General features: G+C 71.6%; 15 protein-coding genes. 10 read left to right on the top strand and 5 right to left on the bottom strand.

The genetic code is table 11. The features are described from left to right. Positions 1-5: 5 nt before the first annotated feature. On the bottom strand, positions 6-788 hold the full coding sequence (locus tag AC1PLR_RS13305) for an enoyl-CoA hydratase/isomerase family protein (RefSeq protein WP_481100397.1): 783 nt from the start codon (positions 786-788) through the stop codon (positions 6-8). A gap of 160 nt (positions 789-948) precedes the next feature. Between AC1PLR_RS13305 and AC1PLR_RS13300 the strand changes: the two genes are divergently transcribed. From AC1PLR_RS13300 to AC1PLR_RS13285, 4 genes are all read left to right on the top strand, one after another. Continuing rightward, positions 949-1650 carry an FKBP-type peptidyl-prolyl cis-trans isomerase N-terminal domain-containing protein gene (locus tag AC1PLR_RS13300; protein ID WP_010343966.1) on the top strand — a complete coding sequence of 234 codons (702 nt, stop codon included), beginning with the start codon at positions 949-951 and terminating at the stop codon, positions 1648-1650. A 113-nt stretch (positions 1651-1763) separates the two neighbouring features. Then, positions 1764-2564 (top strand): NUDIX hydrolase, encoded by an 801-nt coding sequence (locus AC1PLR_RS13295; RefSeq protein ID WP_481101290.1) that lies wholly within the window; start codon positions 1764-1766, stop codon positions 2562-2564. After that, entirely contained in the window at positions 2561-3442 is an 882-nt protein-coding gene (locus AC1PLR_RS13290) for a sulfurtransferase (protein ID WP_420009479.1), read from the top strand. Before AC1PLR_RS13295 ends, AC1PLR_RS13290 begins: the two co-directional genes overlap by 4 nt. 83 nt (positions 3443-3525) lie before the next feature. After that, the gene (locus AC1PLR_RS13285; RefSeq protein ID WP_481103593.1) at positions 3526-4431 is read left to right on the top strand and encodes a DUF1684 domain-containing protein; all 906 of its coding nucleotides are present in this window, start codon (positions 3526-3528) and stop codon (positions 4429-4431) included. A 251-nt stretch (positions 4432-4682) separates the two neighbouring features. Here the strand turns inward: AC1PLR_RS13285 and AC1PLR_RS13280 are convergent, their stop codons facing one another. Further along, entirely contained in the window at positions 4683-5258 is a 576-nt protein-coding gene (locus AC1PLR_RS13280) for an N-acetylmuramoyl-L-alanine amidase (RefSeq protein ID WP_481101289.1), read from the bottom strand. Between the two features lie 22 nt (positions 5259-5280). Here AC1PLR_RS13280 and AC1PLR_RS13275 point away from each other — a divergent pair, with 22 nt between their 5' ends. The 4 genes from AC1PLR_RS13275 (at position 5281) to AC1PLR_RS13260 (ending at position 8595) form a co-directional block, all read left to right on the top strand. After that, the gene (locus AC1PLR_RS13275) at positions 5281-5772 is read left to right on the top strand and encodes an MOSC domain-containing protein (RefSeq protein ID WP_010343960.1); all 492 of its coding nucleotides are present in this window, start codon (positions 5281-5283) and stop codon (positions 5770-5772) included. Further along, positions 5769-6296 carry an alpha/beta fold hydrolase gene (locus AC1PLR_RS13270; protein WP_010343959.1) on the top strand — a complete coding sequence of 176 codons (528 nt, stop codon included), beginning with the start codon at positions 5769-5771 and terminating at the stop codon, positions 6294-6296. Before AC1PLR_RS13275 ends, AC1PLR_RS13270 begins: the two co-directional genes overlap by 4 nt. Positions 6297-6310: 14 nt before the next feature. Then, positions 6311-6814, top strand: a complete 504-nt coding sequence (locus tag AC1PLR_RS13265; RefSeq protein ID WP_420010196.1) for a GNAT family N-acetyltransferase — start codon at positions 6311-6313, stop codon at positions 6812-6814. A 167-nt stretch (positions 6815-6981) separates the two neighbouring features. Continuing rightward, positions 6982-8595, top strand: coding sequence for an ABC-F family ATP-binding cassette domain-containing protein (locus tag AC1PLR_RS13260; protein ID WP_481101288.1), 1614 nt, complete (start codon positions 6982-6984; stop codon positions 8593-8595). A gap of 194 nt (positions 8596-8789) precedes the next feature. Here AC1PLR_RS13260 and AC1PLR_RS13255 read toward each other — a convergent pair whose 3' ends face one another. Next, complete coding sequence (locus tag AC1PLR_RS13255) at positions 8790-9113, bottom strand: Rossmann-fold NAD(P)-binding domain-containing protein (RefSeq protein WP_481101287.1); 324 nt, start codon at positions 9111-9113, stop codon at positions 8790-8792. Positions 9114-9137: 24 nt separating this feature from the next. Next, positions 9138-9620: an SDR family NAD(P)-dependent oxidoreductase gene (locus tag AC1PLR_RS13250; RefSeq protein WP_481101286.1), complete on the bottom strand. Its 483-nt coding sequence runs from the start codon at positions 9618-9620 to the stop codon at positions 9138-9140. 90 nt (positions 9621-9710) lie between these two features. Between AC1PLR_RS13250 and AC1PLR_RS13245 the strand changes: the two genes are divergently transcribed. Beyond that, positions 9711-10652 carry an AraC family transcriptional regulator gene (locus AC1PLR_RS13245; protein WP_481101285.1) on the top strand — a complete coding sequence of 314 codons (942 nt, stop codon included), beginning with the start codon at positions 9711-9713 and terminating at the stop codon, positions 10650-10652. 331 nt (positions 10653-10983) lie between these two features. Beyond that, positions 10984-13158: a bifunctional 23S rRNA (guanine(2069)-N(7))-methyltransferase RlmK/23S rRNA (guanine(2445)-N(2))-methyltransferase RlmL gene (gene rlmKL, locus AC1PLR_RS13240; protein WP_371181589.1), complete on the top strand. Its 2175-nt coding sequence runs from the start codon at positions 10984-10986 to the stop codon at positions 13156-13158. Positions 13159-13384: 226 nt separating this feature from the next. Here the strand turns inward: rlmKL and AC1PLR_RS13235 are convergent, their stop codons facing one another. Then, on the bottom strand, positions 13385-14428 hold the full coding sequence (locus tag AC1PLR_RS13235) for a response regulator (RefSeq protein WP_481101284.1): 1044 nt from the start codon (positions 14426-14428) through the stop codon (positions 13385-13387). Between the last annotated feature and the right edge of the window lie 3 nt (positions 14429-14431).

Raw genomic sequence — 14431 nt, 5'->3', positions numbered from 1 at the left:
CGGGCTCAGCGGTTGCGGAACTGCGGCGGACGCCGCTCCAGGAAGGCGCGGGTACCTTCGCGCATGTCTTCGCTGGAGAACAGCAGGCCGAATTGCGCGGTCTCGTACTCCAGTCCCTGCTCGATCGCGCTTTCGCCGCCGATCTGGATCGCGTCGAGGATGCCGCGCAGCGCCAGTGGCGCGGCATCGGCCAGTTGCTGCGCCAATTTCAGCGTGGTCGCCTGCAGGTCGCCGGCGGCCACCACGCGGTTGACCAGGCCCAACTGCAGCGCGCGCGCCGCATCGATCGGCGCACCGAGCAGGCACAGCTCCAGCGCCGCCGCACGGCCGACCAGCCGCAGCAGGCGCTGGGTGCCGCCGAAGCCGGGGATCAGCCCGAGATTGATCTCCGGCTGGCCCAGGCGCGCGCCGTCGGCGGCCACGCGCAGGTGGCAGGCCATCGCCAGTTCCAGCCCGCCGCCGAGGGCGAAACCGTTGACCATCGCCAGCACCGGCTTGGGCATGCGCTCGATCCGGCGCATTAGGCGCTGGCCGAGTTGCGAGAAATCGCGGCCCTGCACCGGTGTCAGTTCGTTCATTTCGGCGATGTCGGCGCCGGCCACGAAGGCCTTCTCGCCGGCGCCGGTCAGCACCACCACGCGGATCTGCGGGTCGTCCGCGGCGTCAGCGAAGGCCGTATCCAGCGCCTGCAAAACCTGGCGATTCAAGGCGTTGAGCTTGTCGGCTCGATTCACGGTGAGGATGCGGATCGCACCCTGGGTATCGGCGAGGACCGGCGTGCCGGACATGTGCATTCCTGGTTGTTAAAAAAAAGTAATGGGAACTCTGGGCGGGCCGCACCAGTCAGAGCAGCGTCGTCGGTAGCGGTTCCGCGCCGCGGCGGCTATCCTAACGCGTCATCTCAGGCGGCACGGGCCGCCCTGTGCCACCACCCTGGAGAATTGTTTGATGAAGTTGCGTTCTATTGCGGTCGCTGTCGCGGCCCTCGCCCTGAGCGGCAATGCGTTCGCCCAGGACACCTCGTCCGAGAAGGGCAAGCTGAGCTATTACTTCGGCTACGACTACGGCAACAACCTTGCCGAACTCACCGGCCGCGGCGAGCAGCTCGATATCAATGCGGTGGTGAAGGGCTTGCAGGACGCCTACGCCAAGAAGCAGCCGGCGGTCAGCGCCGACCAGCTGAAGCCGGCGGTGGAAGCGTTCCAGAAGCGCGAGCAGGCCCGCGCCCAGCAGGCCAAGGCCGACTACGAGAAGGCCGCTGCTGAGAACAAGACCAAGAGCGACCAGTTCATGGCCCAGAACAAGGCCAAGGCTGGCGTGCAGACCCTGCCCAGCGGCGTGCAGTACCGCGTGATCGAGGCCGGCACCGGCGCCAAGCCGACCCAGGCCAGCACCGTGCAGCTGGAAGTGGCCGGTCCGTATCCGTTCGGCCAGCGCCCGGCGCAGGCGCGTCCGGCGCAGCAGATCCCGGCGATCAAGGTCAGCGAAGTCGAGATGCAGGCCATGCGCGACACGCTGCTGCAGATGCCGGCCGGCTCCAAGTGGGAAGTGACCCTGCCGCCGGACAAGGCCTACGGTGCCGACCCGCGTACGCCGTTCCCGCCGAACGTGGCGGTGCAGTTCGAGATCAAGCTGGTCAGCGTCAAGTAAGCACGCTGGTTCAGTGCAACACGATTGCGCCGGCAGCGATGCCGGCGCAATTTTTTTGGGCAGGCGACGACGGCGCCGACGAATCGCGCTAGGCTGGCAAGGTGTCGAATCCGATGGATCCCGTTCCGCATGCCCCGCTCACGCCCTGCATCGGTATCTGCCGTCTCGATGCGCAGGGCTATTGCACGGGCTGCCTGCGCAACGGCGACGAAATCGCAGGCTGGCGCCGCATGAGCGACGCCGAACGCCGCCGCTACATGGACGAGGTGCTGCCGGGCCGCGGCTGGTCGCCGTCGCCGGGGCAGCGCCTGGCCGAACGTGCACATCTGCTGCGCGCGCTGCATCCGTTGCAGCAGCCGCCGACGGGGCCGGGCTGGAATCACCACGAGCTGCAGGATCTGCTGCCGGACGGCGCGCCGGTGGAAGCGGCGGTGCTGGCCGGCCTGGTGCCGCGCGCCGACGGCACGCATGTGCTGCTGACCCGGCGCACCGACAGCCTGCGTCACCACGGCGGCCAGGTCAGTTTTCCCGGTGGCCGCATCGAGGCCATCGATGCGGATGCGGTGGCCGCGGCGCTGCGCGAGAGCGAGGAAGAGATCGCGCTGGCGGCGTCCCAGGCCGAGCCGTTGGGCTATCTGGATCCGTTCGTCACCATCAGCGGTTTCCGGGTGATGCCGGTGGTCGCGGCGATCGATCCGCGCTTCGTGCCGCAGCCGCATCCGGGCGAAGTGGCCGAGGTGTTCGAAGTGCCCTTGGCCTATCTGATGGCGCCGGACAACCTGCGCAGCATCGAGACCGATTACCGCGGACGCCCGCGCGTCGTGCTGGAGTACGGCTGGCCCGGCCAGCGGATCTGGGGCGCGACCGCGGCGATCCTGCTCAACCTGCGCCGCCGACTGGAGCAAGCCGCATGACCGCAACGTCCCTCGAATGGCACACCCTGGTCGAGGCGCCGGCACTGGCCGCCACGCTCGGCGATCCCGCGCTGCGCCTGGTCGATGCGCGGTTCGTGCCGGCGGCGCTGCTCGATCCTGCCGCGGCGGCGGCGGCGCGCGCGGCCTATGCGCAGTCGCACCTGCCCGGCGCGGTCTACGCCGATCTGAACGCCAATCTGTCCGATCTCGGCCGTCCCGGCCTGGGCCGGCACCCGTTGCCGGACGATGCGGCCTTCGCGCGCACCCTGGGGCAATGGGGCATCGGCCCGCAGCACCAGGTGGTGGTCTACGACGCCGGCGACGGCAGCATGGCCGCCGCCCGCTTGTGGTGGATGCTGGGCCTGCTCGGCCATCGCCGCGTCGCCGTGCTCGACGGCGGCCTGGCCGAATGGCGCCGGCTGGGCCTGCCGGAAACCGACGCGGTCTCCGCGCCGTCGCCGCTGCCGCCGTATCCGCAGGCGTTCGATGCGGCGCGCATCGTCTCCGCCGAGGAGGTCGCCGCGCGTCTGCACGAGGCGCCGGGTTGGTTGCTGGATGCGCGCCCCGGCGAACGCTTCCGTGGCGAGGTGGAGCCGATCGACCCGCTGCCCGGGCACGTGCCCGGCGCGCTCAACCGGCCGCTGGCGCAGAACCTGCGGGACGGCCGCCTGCGCCCGGCGCAGGAACTGCGCGCGGAACTGCAACCGTTGCTGCAGGGGCGCGATCCACGCGAGGTGGTGCTGATGTGCGGTTCCGGCGTCACCGCCTGCCATCTGCTGCTGGCGCTGGAGCATGCCGGCCTGCACGGCGCGCGCGTGTACGCCGGCTCCTGGAGCGGCTGGATCGCCGATCCGGCGCGTCCGCGCGCCGTCGGCTAGGGCCGAGGCGCACACCGAACACATGCACGATGGCACGCGACAGGGGCGGCACCATGCGCTGGCGTGAGGCCTGCGGGCTGGCGATGCTGCTGGGTCTGGTCGCCTGCGGCGACCGACGCGCATCGGTCGATGGCGCCGATGCCTCGCCGCGCGCGCAATCGGCCACGCATTATCGCGAGGCGGTGGAGCGCAACCGTGCGCAGCGCCTGGCGACGTTGCGCGCGCCGTCTGGCTGGTTGAGTTTCACCGGCTCCGGGCGGTTGCACAGCGGCGAGCACCGGGTCGGCAGCGCACCGGACAACGACGTGCAGTTGCCGGCCGGTCCGGCGCATCTGGGCATGCTGCAGGTGGACCTGCAGGAGGGCGTGCATTTCCAGCCCGCCGCGGACGCGACGGTGCAGGTGAACGGCCAGCCGTTCGCCGGTGGCCGCCTGGAGACGGACGCGGCGCACGACACCCAGACCCGGCTGGCGCTGGGGGCGCAGGAGTTCTACGTGGTGCGCACCGGCAACCTGTTCGGCTGGCGCTTCCGCGATCCGCACGCGCCGGCGCGCGCGCGCTTCCGCGGCATCGACTACTTCCCGATCGATCCGCAGTGGCGGGTGGTGGCCGACTGGCATCCGGTGCCGGCGCCGCAGGCGATGGTGTTGCTCACCTCGATCGGCACGCCGCAGCCGCTGGCCCTGGTCGGCAGCGCCGAGTTCGTGCTGCGGGGGCGGCGCTACAAGCTGCAGGTCCTGCGCGACGGCGCCAGCCAGCGCCTGTTCCTGCCGTTCTCCGATCGCACCAGCGGCCGCGAGAGCTATGGCGGCGCCCGTTATCTGTTCGTGCCGGCGCCGCAGGGCGACCGCATCGTGCTGGATTTCAACCTGGCGCAGAACCCGCCGTGCGCATTCACCCCGCACGTGGTGTGTCCGCTGGCGCCGGTGGGCAATCGCCTGGACGTGCCGGTGACCGCAGGCGAGAAGAACTACGTCGGCGCGCACTGAGCGCGTGCGGAACATCTCGTAGGAGCGGCTTCAGCCGCGACGGGGCCGTTCCCGTTGAAACCCGTCGCGGCTGAAGCCGCTCCTACAGGCGCTTTCAGTCGTGAGGAGAGGTGCCCTTAGGGGCGACTAGGCAGTCGCGGTGACGCCCGGTCGCGGCTGAAGCCGCTCCTACGGGAGCGTGCGAATGCGACGCTGTCTGCTTCTGCATCGCGGCCCGAATCGACCGTTCCAATCCACCGCCTTCAAAGAGATCACGCAGGCGGCGCATACGGCGCCAGCGCCACCGCCTCCAGCACCTGCGGCCAGGGGAAGCGCGGCCCCGGATCGCGCTTGCGCTGCACCTGCCGCGTCGGATCGTCGCTGGCCGGTTCCAGGCTGCGGTCCAGCGCCTCGTGTCCGGCGATGTGGCGCAGCTGCGGCAACTCCGCGCGCAACTGCTGCAGCAAGCGGATCAGCGCCTGGATCTGCGCCGGGGGGTAGTCTTCGCACATCGCTTGGTGGCGCGAATCCAGCCACAGCGGATAGCGCCCGCGGTTGACCAGTTCGATGCCCAGCGACTGCGGGTTGTAGCCGCGCACGTGATGCGCGATGCGCTCCGCGGGTACGTAGCGGTGCACGCTGCCGTCGCGGTCGATGTAGAAGTGGCCGCTGTTGCCGGTGCCCGATGGATACAGCAGACGCTCGCCGTACAGGCGCGCGCTGGCCAGGTCCGGCAACTCGGTGCAGTGGATCACCGCCAGCGTGATGCTGTCCGGTGCGCGCTCCTGCAGCAGGCCGACATAGGGCAGGGGCGCATCGTGGATCGGCAACGGCGGGGTAGGCGACATGCGCGGATGCTAGCATTCGCCGATGACCCTGAATTCCGAAAGTCCGCTGGCGACCCTGCTGGCCACACTGCCGCGCGCCGGACGCGTGGAATGGATCGGCCTGCGTCCGGCGCGCGATGTGCCGATGCACGAAGTCGACGCCGCCACCGCGCAGACCGAGGGCGGCCTGCACGGCGACCGCTACGCCGGCCGCAACGGCAAGCGCGGCGTGACCCTGATCCAGGCCGAACACCTGCCGGCGATCGCCGCGCTGGCCGGCCATGCGGCGGTGGCGCCGGCGACCCTGCGGCGCAACGTGGTGGTCTCCGGCATTCCGCTGATCGCCCTGAAGGGGCGCCGCTTCCGCATCGGCGAGGTCGAACTGGAAGGCATCGCGCCGTGCGATCCGTGCTCGCGCATGGAGCAGGCGCTGGGGCCGGGCGGCTACAACGCCATGCGCGGCCACGGCGGCCTGTGCGCGCGCATCGTGCAGGGCGGCACGCTGCGGTTGGGCGATGCGGTGGTGGCGCTGTGAGCCGCGGTCACTGCATCCTTTCGCACGGTTTCGAGAGCGGGCCGGACGCGATCAAGGTGACCGCGCTGGCCGAGGTCGCGGAGCGCCTGGGCTGGAGCCATTCGCGCCCGGACTACACCGACCTGGATGCGCGCCGCGACATCAGCCCGCTCGGCGACGTGCCGACCCGCCTGCAGCGTCTGCTGGAACTGGCGCAGGCGGCGGCGCAGCGCGGGCCGCTGGTGCTGGCCGGCTCCAGCCTCGGCGCCTACATCGCTGCGCAGGTGTCGCTGCACGTGCCGGTGCGCGGCCTGTTCCTGATGGTGCCGCCGACGCGGATGGGGCACATGCCGGCGCTGGACGCGGCGCCGGTGCCGACCTCGGTGGTGCACGCCTGGCGCGACGAACTGATTCCCGCCGCCGAGGTGATCGCGTGGGCGCAGGCGCGCGCTGCGCGGCTGCTGCTGGTCGACGACACGCATCGCCTGGGCGAGCACGTGGCGACCTCGGCGCAGGCCTTCGCCGAGCTGCTGGAGCGCCTGTGAGCGCAGCCGACGACATGCTGTTGCGCGCCGAGCGGCCGGCCGACGCGGCGGCGATCGAGGCGCTGACCCTGGTCGCCTTCTTCCGCGTCGCGCACAGCCGCCACGACGAGCAGGACATCATCGAACGGCTGCGCGCGGACGGCGCGCTGACCCTGTCGCTGGTGATCGAGCACGAGGGCTACGTGGTCGGCCACGTGGCGGTGTCGCCGGTGAGCCTGTCCGACGGCAGCCGCGGCTGGTACGGCCTGGGCCCGCTGTCCGTTGGGCCGGGCCATCAACGCCAGGGCCTGGGCGCGCGGCTGGTGCGCGAGGCGCTGGCGCAGTTGCAGGCGCTGGGCGCGGCCGGCTGCGTGGTGCTGGGCGATCCGGCGTACTACGCGCGCTTCGGCTTCCGCCCGGAACCGGGGCTGACCCTGCCGGGCGCACCGGTCGAGGCCTTCCAGGCGCTGGCCTTCGGCGAGCGCCTGCCGCCGATGGCCGAGGTGGAATACCACCCGGCGTTCCTGTCCGCGCCCTGAGCCCGCGCAGCGCGATGTCGCCCGGCGCGGGTTGGATGCGCTAGCATCGTCCCGCACCTTCATCGAGGATCTACGCCGATGCGCCATTGATGCCGCCGTCTTCGCGACGGCCTTCGTCCTTCCTGCCGAGCGATCGGCGGGCACGACCGGCATCCATGGAGGTTCCCATGACGCATCCGCTGCTTGCGCTGGACAGCGCGACGTACCTCCTGCCCGATGGCAGGACCCTGTTTTCCGATCTGCACTTCGCGCTCGATGCGCGGCCTACTGGCCTGGTGGGCCGCAACGGCGCCGGCAAGAGCGTGTTCGCGCGCCTGCTCGCCGGCGAACTGACACCCAGCGGCGGACGCTGCGTGCGCCACGGTCGCCTGCATTACGTGCCGCAGCAGATCGCGCCGGCGCCGCATGCCACCGTCGCCGACCTGGCCGGCGTGGGCGCGGCGTTGCGGGCGCTGGCCCGGATCGAGGCCGGCAGCGCCGACGCGGCGGATTTCGACGCGCTCGGCGAGCGCTGGGACATCGCCCAGCGCCTGCAGGCGCACTTGCACGCGCACGACCTCGGCGCGCTGGAGCCGCACCGCCTCGCCGCCACGCTCAGCGGCGGCGAGGCGATGCGGGTGGCGCTGATCGGCGCCTGGCTGGCCGAGGCCGATGCGCTGATCCTGGACGAGCCGACCCTGCACCTGGACGCAGCGCAGCGGCAGCGCCTGCGCGAGGTGCTGCAGCGCTGGCCGGGTGGCCTGCTGGTGATCAGCCACGATGCGCTGCTGCTGCAGGACATGCAGCGCACGCTGGAACTGTCGCCCGGCGGGCTGCGCGACTATGGCGGCGACTACGCGTTCTACCTGCAGTGCCGGGCACGCGAGCGCGACGCCGCGCAGGCCGAACTGGCCCAGCACAAGCTGCAGCACGCGCGCGACAACGCCGCCTGGCAGGCGCAGCACGAGCGACAGCAGCGGCGCAGTGCGCGCGGGCGGCAGCAGGCAGGCGCGGCCAATCAGGCGCCGATCCTGCTCGGCCGGCAGAAACAGCGCAGCCAGGACAGCGCCGGCAAGCGCGTGCGCGACCATCAGGCCACGCAGGCGCGCAGCCTGGCACGCATCGCCGAGGCCGCGCGCCAGGTGCAGCCGGATGCGCCGGTGGCGCTGTTCGCGTCGCCGCCGGCCGATGCGGCCAACCGTCGCCTGGTCGAGCTGCAGGCAGTGCGGCTGCCGTTCGCACCCGCGACGCGGCAGCCGCTGGACCTGGTGGTGCAGGGCGGCGCACGGATCGGCGTGGTCGGGGCCAACGGCAGCGGCAAGTCGACCCTGCTGCGGCTGCTGGCCGGGCAGGTGGCGGCGCTGTCCGGCACCTGCCGGGTACGCGCCGCCAGCGCCTACCTGGACCAGTCGTTGGCGGCGCTGGACCCGGACGCCACCGCGCTGGCGCAGGTGCACGCCGCCGCGCCCGGCGTGGCGCTCGCCGACTTGCGCACGCGGCTGGCCTTGCTCGGCCTGGACGCGCAGCGCATCGGCGTACCCTGCGGCCAGCTCAGCGGCGGCGAGCGGCTGAAGACCGCGCTGGCCTGCGCCTTCTACCGCACGCCGCCGGCCGAATTGCTGTTGCTGGACGAGCCGGACAACCACCTGGACCGCGAGGCCCGCGACGCCTTGCGCGCCGTGCTGCTGCAGTATCCCGGCGCGCTGCTGGTGGTGTCGCACGATGCGGACTTTCTCGACGCATTGCGCCTGCAGCAGCGCTTGCAGGCCGACGCCGCGGCGTGGCGGCTGACGCCGTGGTGAGTGGCTGCGGCGGCAGCGCTGCGGGATCCGGGTGGGCGTGCCGCTCGGCTGCCTGGCGGTTGCGCAGGGTGCGGAAGAGGGCGTTGGCGGCCTGCTGCACGTCCGCGTCGCGGGCGGCGTGCCGGTCCGCCGTCTGCATATCGGCGCGGCCGGTGCCGAGTCTGCCACGTCGCAGTGCGCCTGCCGACCAGCGCTCAGGCATCGGTGGAGCGGCTCACCGCGTCCCACGCGGCGATGTCCGCGCGCAGGCGGTCCAGCTTGTCGCCCACCAGGGCCAGCGCGTCGCTGCCCAGCAGCAGGTGCGCGGGCGGCGCGGGCGCGTCGATCAACGCCAGCATGGCCTGGGCGGCCTTGGCCGGGTCGCCGAGCTGGCGGCCGCTCTTGGCCTGGCGGGCATCGCGGATCGGATCGAACAGCGCGTCGTAGTCGGCGATGCTGCGCGGCGTCCTGACCATCGAGCGGCCCGCCCAGTCGGTGCGGAACGAGCCCGGCGCCACCGCGGTCACGTGGATGCCCAACGCCGCGACCTCCTGTCCCAGCGCCTAGGAAATGCCCTCCAGCGCGAACTTGCTGCCGCAGTAGTAGGCGATGCCGGGCATGGTGATGAAGCCGCCCATCGAGGTGATGTTGACGATGTGCCCGCGGCGTCGCTGGCGCATGTAGGGCAGGACCGCCTGCATCATGGCCACGGCACCGACCACGTTGACCTCGAGTTGCCGACGCAGGGCATCCAGCGGCGATTCCTCCAGGATGCCCTCGTGGCCGTAGCCGGCGTTGTTGACCAGCACGTCCAGCGGCCCGACCGTGGTTTCGAGCTCGGCGACGAGGCCGGGAATGGCGTCGACGTCGGTGACGTCCAGCACGCGGCCGAACGCCCCGGCGCCCAGTGCCTCGACTTCCTGCCGCGCCTGCGCGCTGCGCACCGTGCCGACGACGCGGTGTCCGGCTGCCAATGCCGCCTGCGCCAGCGCGCGACCGAAGCCGCTGCTGGCGCCGGTGATGAGCAAGGTTTTCTGCTGCGTCATGGTGCGCTCCTGATGGGGATGAGCGGCGAATGATGCGATGATCGATGCGCCGCGCCGATGCCGCGAACTCTGCCATCCTTGCCTGTTCCTATGACTGCTGCCGCCAGTTCCGTGGACCTGCTGCGCGCCCTGGCGCCACAGGAGGGCTACAACCTGACCGCCTTGCCGGATGTGCGGCTGCTGCGTTCGGACCGGCCGCTGGCCGACACGCCGGTGCTGTACGACCCGGGCATCGTCATCGTCTGCCAGGGTGCCAAGCGCGGCCATTTCGGCGATGCGGTGTACGTCTACGACGAGCAGCACTATCTTTCGGTCGCGGTCCCGGTGCCGTTCACCATGCAGTCCGACGGCAGCGCGGAGCGGCCGTTGCTGGCGCTGTACCTGCATCTGGATTTCCAGCTCGCGGCGGAGCTCATGGTCGAGCTCGATCAGGCCGGTCCGGTACCGCAGGCGCAGGCGCAGGCGCAGGCGCCGGCGAGCATGCTGTCCAGCCCGATGGACGCGGCGCTGCGGGACACCGTGCAGCGCCTGTTGCAGGCGCTGAGCCGCCCGCTGGATGCGGCGATCCTCGGCCGCGCCCTGTTGCGGGAGCTGTACTTCCGCGTGCTGACCGGGCCGCAAGGCCATGGATTGCGCGCGGCCTTGGCGCAACAGGGTCACTTCGGTCGCATCGGTCGCGCCCTGCAGCGCATCCACCGCGATCACGCCGGGCGCCTCGACGTGGCGCAACTGGCGCGCGAGGCCGGGATGAGCACGCCGTCGTTCCATGCCCATTTCAAGGCGGTGACCCAGGTCGCGCCGATGCAGTACCTGAAATCGATCCGCCTGCACCAGGCGCGCCTGCTGATGGCACGCGAAGGCATGACCGCGGCCAGCGCCTGCCATGCGGTCGGCTACGAGAGTGCGTCGCAGTTCACCCGCGAGTTCAAGCGCCTGTTCGGCCGGCCGCCGATGGCCGAAGCACGGCGTATGCGCGCCGAGTTCGCGGTGCCGCCGGCCATGCCCGGCGCCGGATTCGTGGCCTCGCATTGAGCGCTGCGTCGCGGGCCGCGGCGGCGTCTGGCGCGCCACCAGCACCTGCCACGGCGCGGCGCAGTCGCGACGCGAGCGTCGGCGGGCGACGGCGCGATGCCAGGCGCACGAGGCCAGCGACGGCCACGGCGCGCACGGCACCAGGGCGCTGCGCAGCAGGCAGGGGCGCACAGGCCCTGTGGTATTCTGCGCGCCGTTCCGGTGCGGTGCGTGCGCGTGCCCATCCCTCGATCCGCGGCCGCGGCCGCGGTAACGCCGGATCCGGCGCTGCGATGCGCCACGCGCGCGGTGTCCGCCGTGCCTCCCTCCCGTCCGTCCTGGTCCGCCTTCCGTGAAATTCTTCGTCTCCTGCGCCAAGGGCCTGGAATACCTGCTCGTCGATGAACTGCTCGCGCTCGGCGTGGCGCAGGCCACCGCCACCGTCGCCGGGGTCAATGCCGAAGGCAGCCTGCAGGACGCGCAGCGCGCGGTGCTGTGGTCGCGCCTGGCCAGCCGTGTGCTGTGGCCGTTGCAGTCCTTCGACTGCCCCGACGAGGCGGCGCTGTACGCCGGCGTGGCTGCGCTGCCGTGGCGCAGCCATCTGGCGCCGCAGCACACCCTGGCGGTGGACGCGCATGTGTCCGGCACCGGCATTACCCACGCGCGCTTCGCCGCGCAGCGGGTCAAGGATGCGGTGGTGGACACGCTGCGCGGCGAGGGCCTGGAGCGGCCGTCGGTGGACGTGGAGCACCCGGACCTGCGCCTGAACCTGTCGCTGCGCAAGGGCCGCGCCACGCTGTCGGTGGACCTGGGCGGCGGCTCGCTGCATCGGCGCGGCTGGCGCCAGGCGCAGAACGAGGCGCCGCTGAAGGAGAACCTGGCCGCGGCGGTGCTGCTGCGCGGGCAGTGGCCGGCGCTGTATGCGCAGGGCGGTGGGCTGCTCGATCCGATGTGCGGCAGCGGCACGCTGCTGATCGAAGGCGCGCTGATGGCCGCCGATGTCGCGCCGGGCCTGCTGCGCGGCGAGCTGGCGGCGCAGCAGCGCGGCGATACCGATGCCGATGCCGCGCCGAGCCGCTGGCTGGGGTTCGACGTGGCGGCCTGGCGCACGCTGCTGGCCGAGGCGCGGCAGCGTGCCCAGGCCGGCCGCGCCGCATTGCGGCCGGTGCTGTACGGCAGCGACCTCGACCCGCATGCGCTGCGCGCCGCGCGCGAGAACGCGCAGGCCGCCGGCGTGGCCGAGGCGATCGCCTTCGCCGTGCACGACGTCGCCGCGTTGCCTGCGCCGGCGCAGGCGCTGGGCACGGTGGTGTGCAACCCGCCCTACGACGAGCGCCTGGCCGCCGACGCGGCGCTGTACCGGCGCCTGGGCGATGCGCTCAAGCGCGCGGTGCCGCAGTGGCGCGCCAGCTTGCTGTGCGGCAGCGACGAACTGGCCTATGCCACCGGCCTGCGTGCGGCCAAGAAGTACCAGATGTTCAACGGCGCGCTGGAGTGCCCGTTGATCGTCTGCGACCCGATCGCGGTCGCGCCGCGCGCCGGCGCCACCGAGGAGCCGCGCGCGCTCAGCGACGGCGCGCAGATGGTCGCCAACCGCCTGCGCAAGAACCTGCGCAAGTTCAAGACCTGGCGCACGCGCGCGGGAATCAGCTGCTACCGCGCCTATGACGCCGACCTGCCCGAGTACGCGGCGGCGATCGACGTGTACCAGGAAGACGGCGGCCAGGCGCGCACCTTCCTGCACGTGCAGGAGTACGCGGCGCCGGACAGCATTCCCGACGCGGACGTGCGGCGCCGTCGCAACGAACTGCTGGCGGCCGCGCGCGAGGTGTTCGCGGTGCCGGCCGAACAGGTGGCGCTGAAGACCCGCGAGCGCGGCAAGGGCGGCAGCAAGTACGGCCGCTTCGAGCAGCGCGGCGAGTTCCTGGTGGTGCGCGAGCACGACGCGCTGCTGCGGGTGAACCTGTTCGACTATCTGGATACCGGGCTGTTCCTCGATCACCGCCCCCTGCGCGGGGTGATGGCGCAGCAGGCGCGCGGCAAGCGCTTCCTCAACCTGTTCTGCTACACCGGCGTGGCCAGCGTGCAGGCGGCGGTGGCCGGCGCCGATTCCACCACCAGCGTCGACCTGTCCGGCACCTACCTGCAGTGGTGCGCGGACAACCTCGCGTTCAACGGCAAGGGCGGCGCCCAGCACCGGCTGGTGCAGGCCGACGCGCTGAGCTGGCTGGAGGCGGAGAAGAACCGCTACGACGTGATCTTCTGCGACCCGCCGACCTTCTCCAACTCCGCGCGCGCCGAGGATTTCGATATCCAGCGCGAGCACGTGCGGCTGTTGCGCGCGGCGGTGGCGCGGTTGATGCCCGAGGGCGTGCTGTACTTCTCCAACAACTTCCGCCGCTTCAAGCTGGACGAGAACGCGCTGGCCGAGTTCGCGGTGTGCGAGGAGATCAGCGCGCAGACCATCGATCCGGATTTCGAGCGCAACCCGCGCATCCATCGCGCCTGGCGTCTGCAGCGGCGCTGAGCGCGCGGCGCCTCGTGTGCTTTTCTGTAGGAGCGGCTTCAGCCGCGACAGGGTTTACCGGCAACGCCCATCGCGGAGCGTAGTGCGCTGTTCCTTCTCCATCCGGGAGAGGGTACCCCGAAGGGCGGGTGAGGGTACGGGCGAAGCCTGGTGTCCTCCATCTCTGCGAGTCGCTTCGCGCCGTACCCTCACCCCAACCCCTCTCCCTGGGGGAGAGGGGCGTGTATCAGCCGCCGTGCTGCCGCAACGCGGCCTGCGCCTTGCCGCGCGGCGGCGGGTCGTCCTCGCCCTCGCGTTCGTTCCAGTACGCCTGGATCTGCAGGATCTGCGGCAGGATCGCCTCGAACAACTCGACCAGGCGTGGCTCGAACTGGCTGCCGGACTTGTCGTTGAACAGTTCCATCGCCTGCTCCAGCGTCCACGGCGCCTTGTACGGGCGCGGCGAGGTGAGGGCGTCGAACACGTCGGCCACTGCCACGATCCGTGCCGATTCGGGAATCTGCGTGCCGGACACGCCGGCCGGGTAGCCGCCGCCGTCCCAGTGCTCGTGGTGGTACAGGGACACCTCGGCGGCGAGGCGGAACAGCGGTGCGCTGCTGCGGCTGAGGATGTCGTAGCCGATCCGTGGGTGCCGCTTCATCACCTGCCACTCGTCCGCATCCAGCGGCCCGGGCTTTTTCAGCACCGCATCGGGGATGCCGATCTTGCCGGTGTCGTGCATCGGCGCGGCCTGTTCCAGCAGGTCGGCGTCCTCGCGCGACCAGCCCGCGGCCAGCGCCAGCGCGCGGGCGTAGGCGGCCATGCGCCAGATATGGGTGCCGGTGTCCGAGTCGCTGTAGTGGCCGGCCATGCCCAGCATCTCGATCGCGGCGCGGTGGCTGTCGGCCAGGCTGGTAGCGCTGACCAGCGACAGGTGGGTGCGCACCCGCGCGCGCAGGATGCTGGGCGAGTACGGCTTGGTGATGTAGTCGACGCCGCCGGCGTCGAAGCCGATGCTCTCGTCGGCGTCCTTGTCCTTGCCGGTGACGAAGATGATCGGGATCGCCGCACTGCGCGCATCCTCCTTGAGCGTGCGGGCGAGGGTATAGCCGTCGACGTCGGGCAGGTCGACGTCGAGCAGGATCAGCGACGGGCGATGCTTGGCCACGCCGCGCAGCGCTTCGGCGCCGTTCTTGGCGAACACCAGCGCGTAGTCTTCGCGCAGGAGCTGCCGGATCAGCGCCAGGTTGCTGGGTTCGTCGTCGACACAGAGAATGCACGGCTGGGTCATGGT

It is taken from the genome of Xanthomonas sp. NCPPB 3570 (assembly GCF_056725115.1).
Note: the sequence above shows the minus strand (reverse complement) of the source record. Positions and strands in the feature narration are given on the sequence as shown.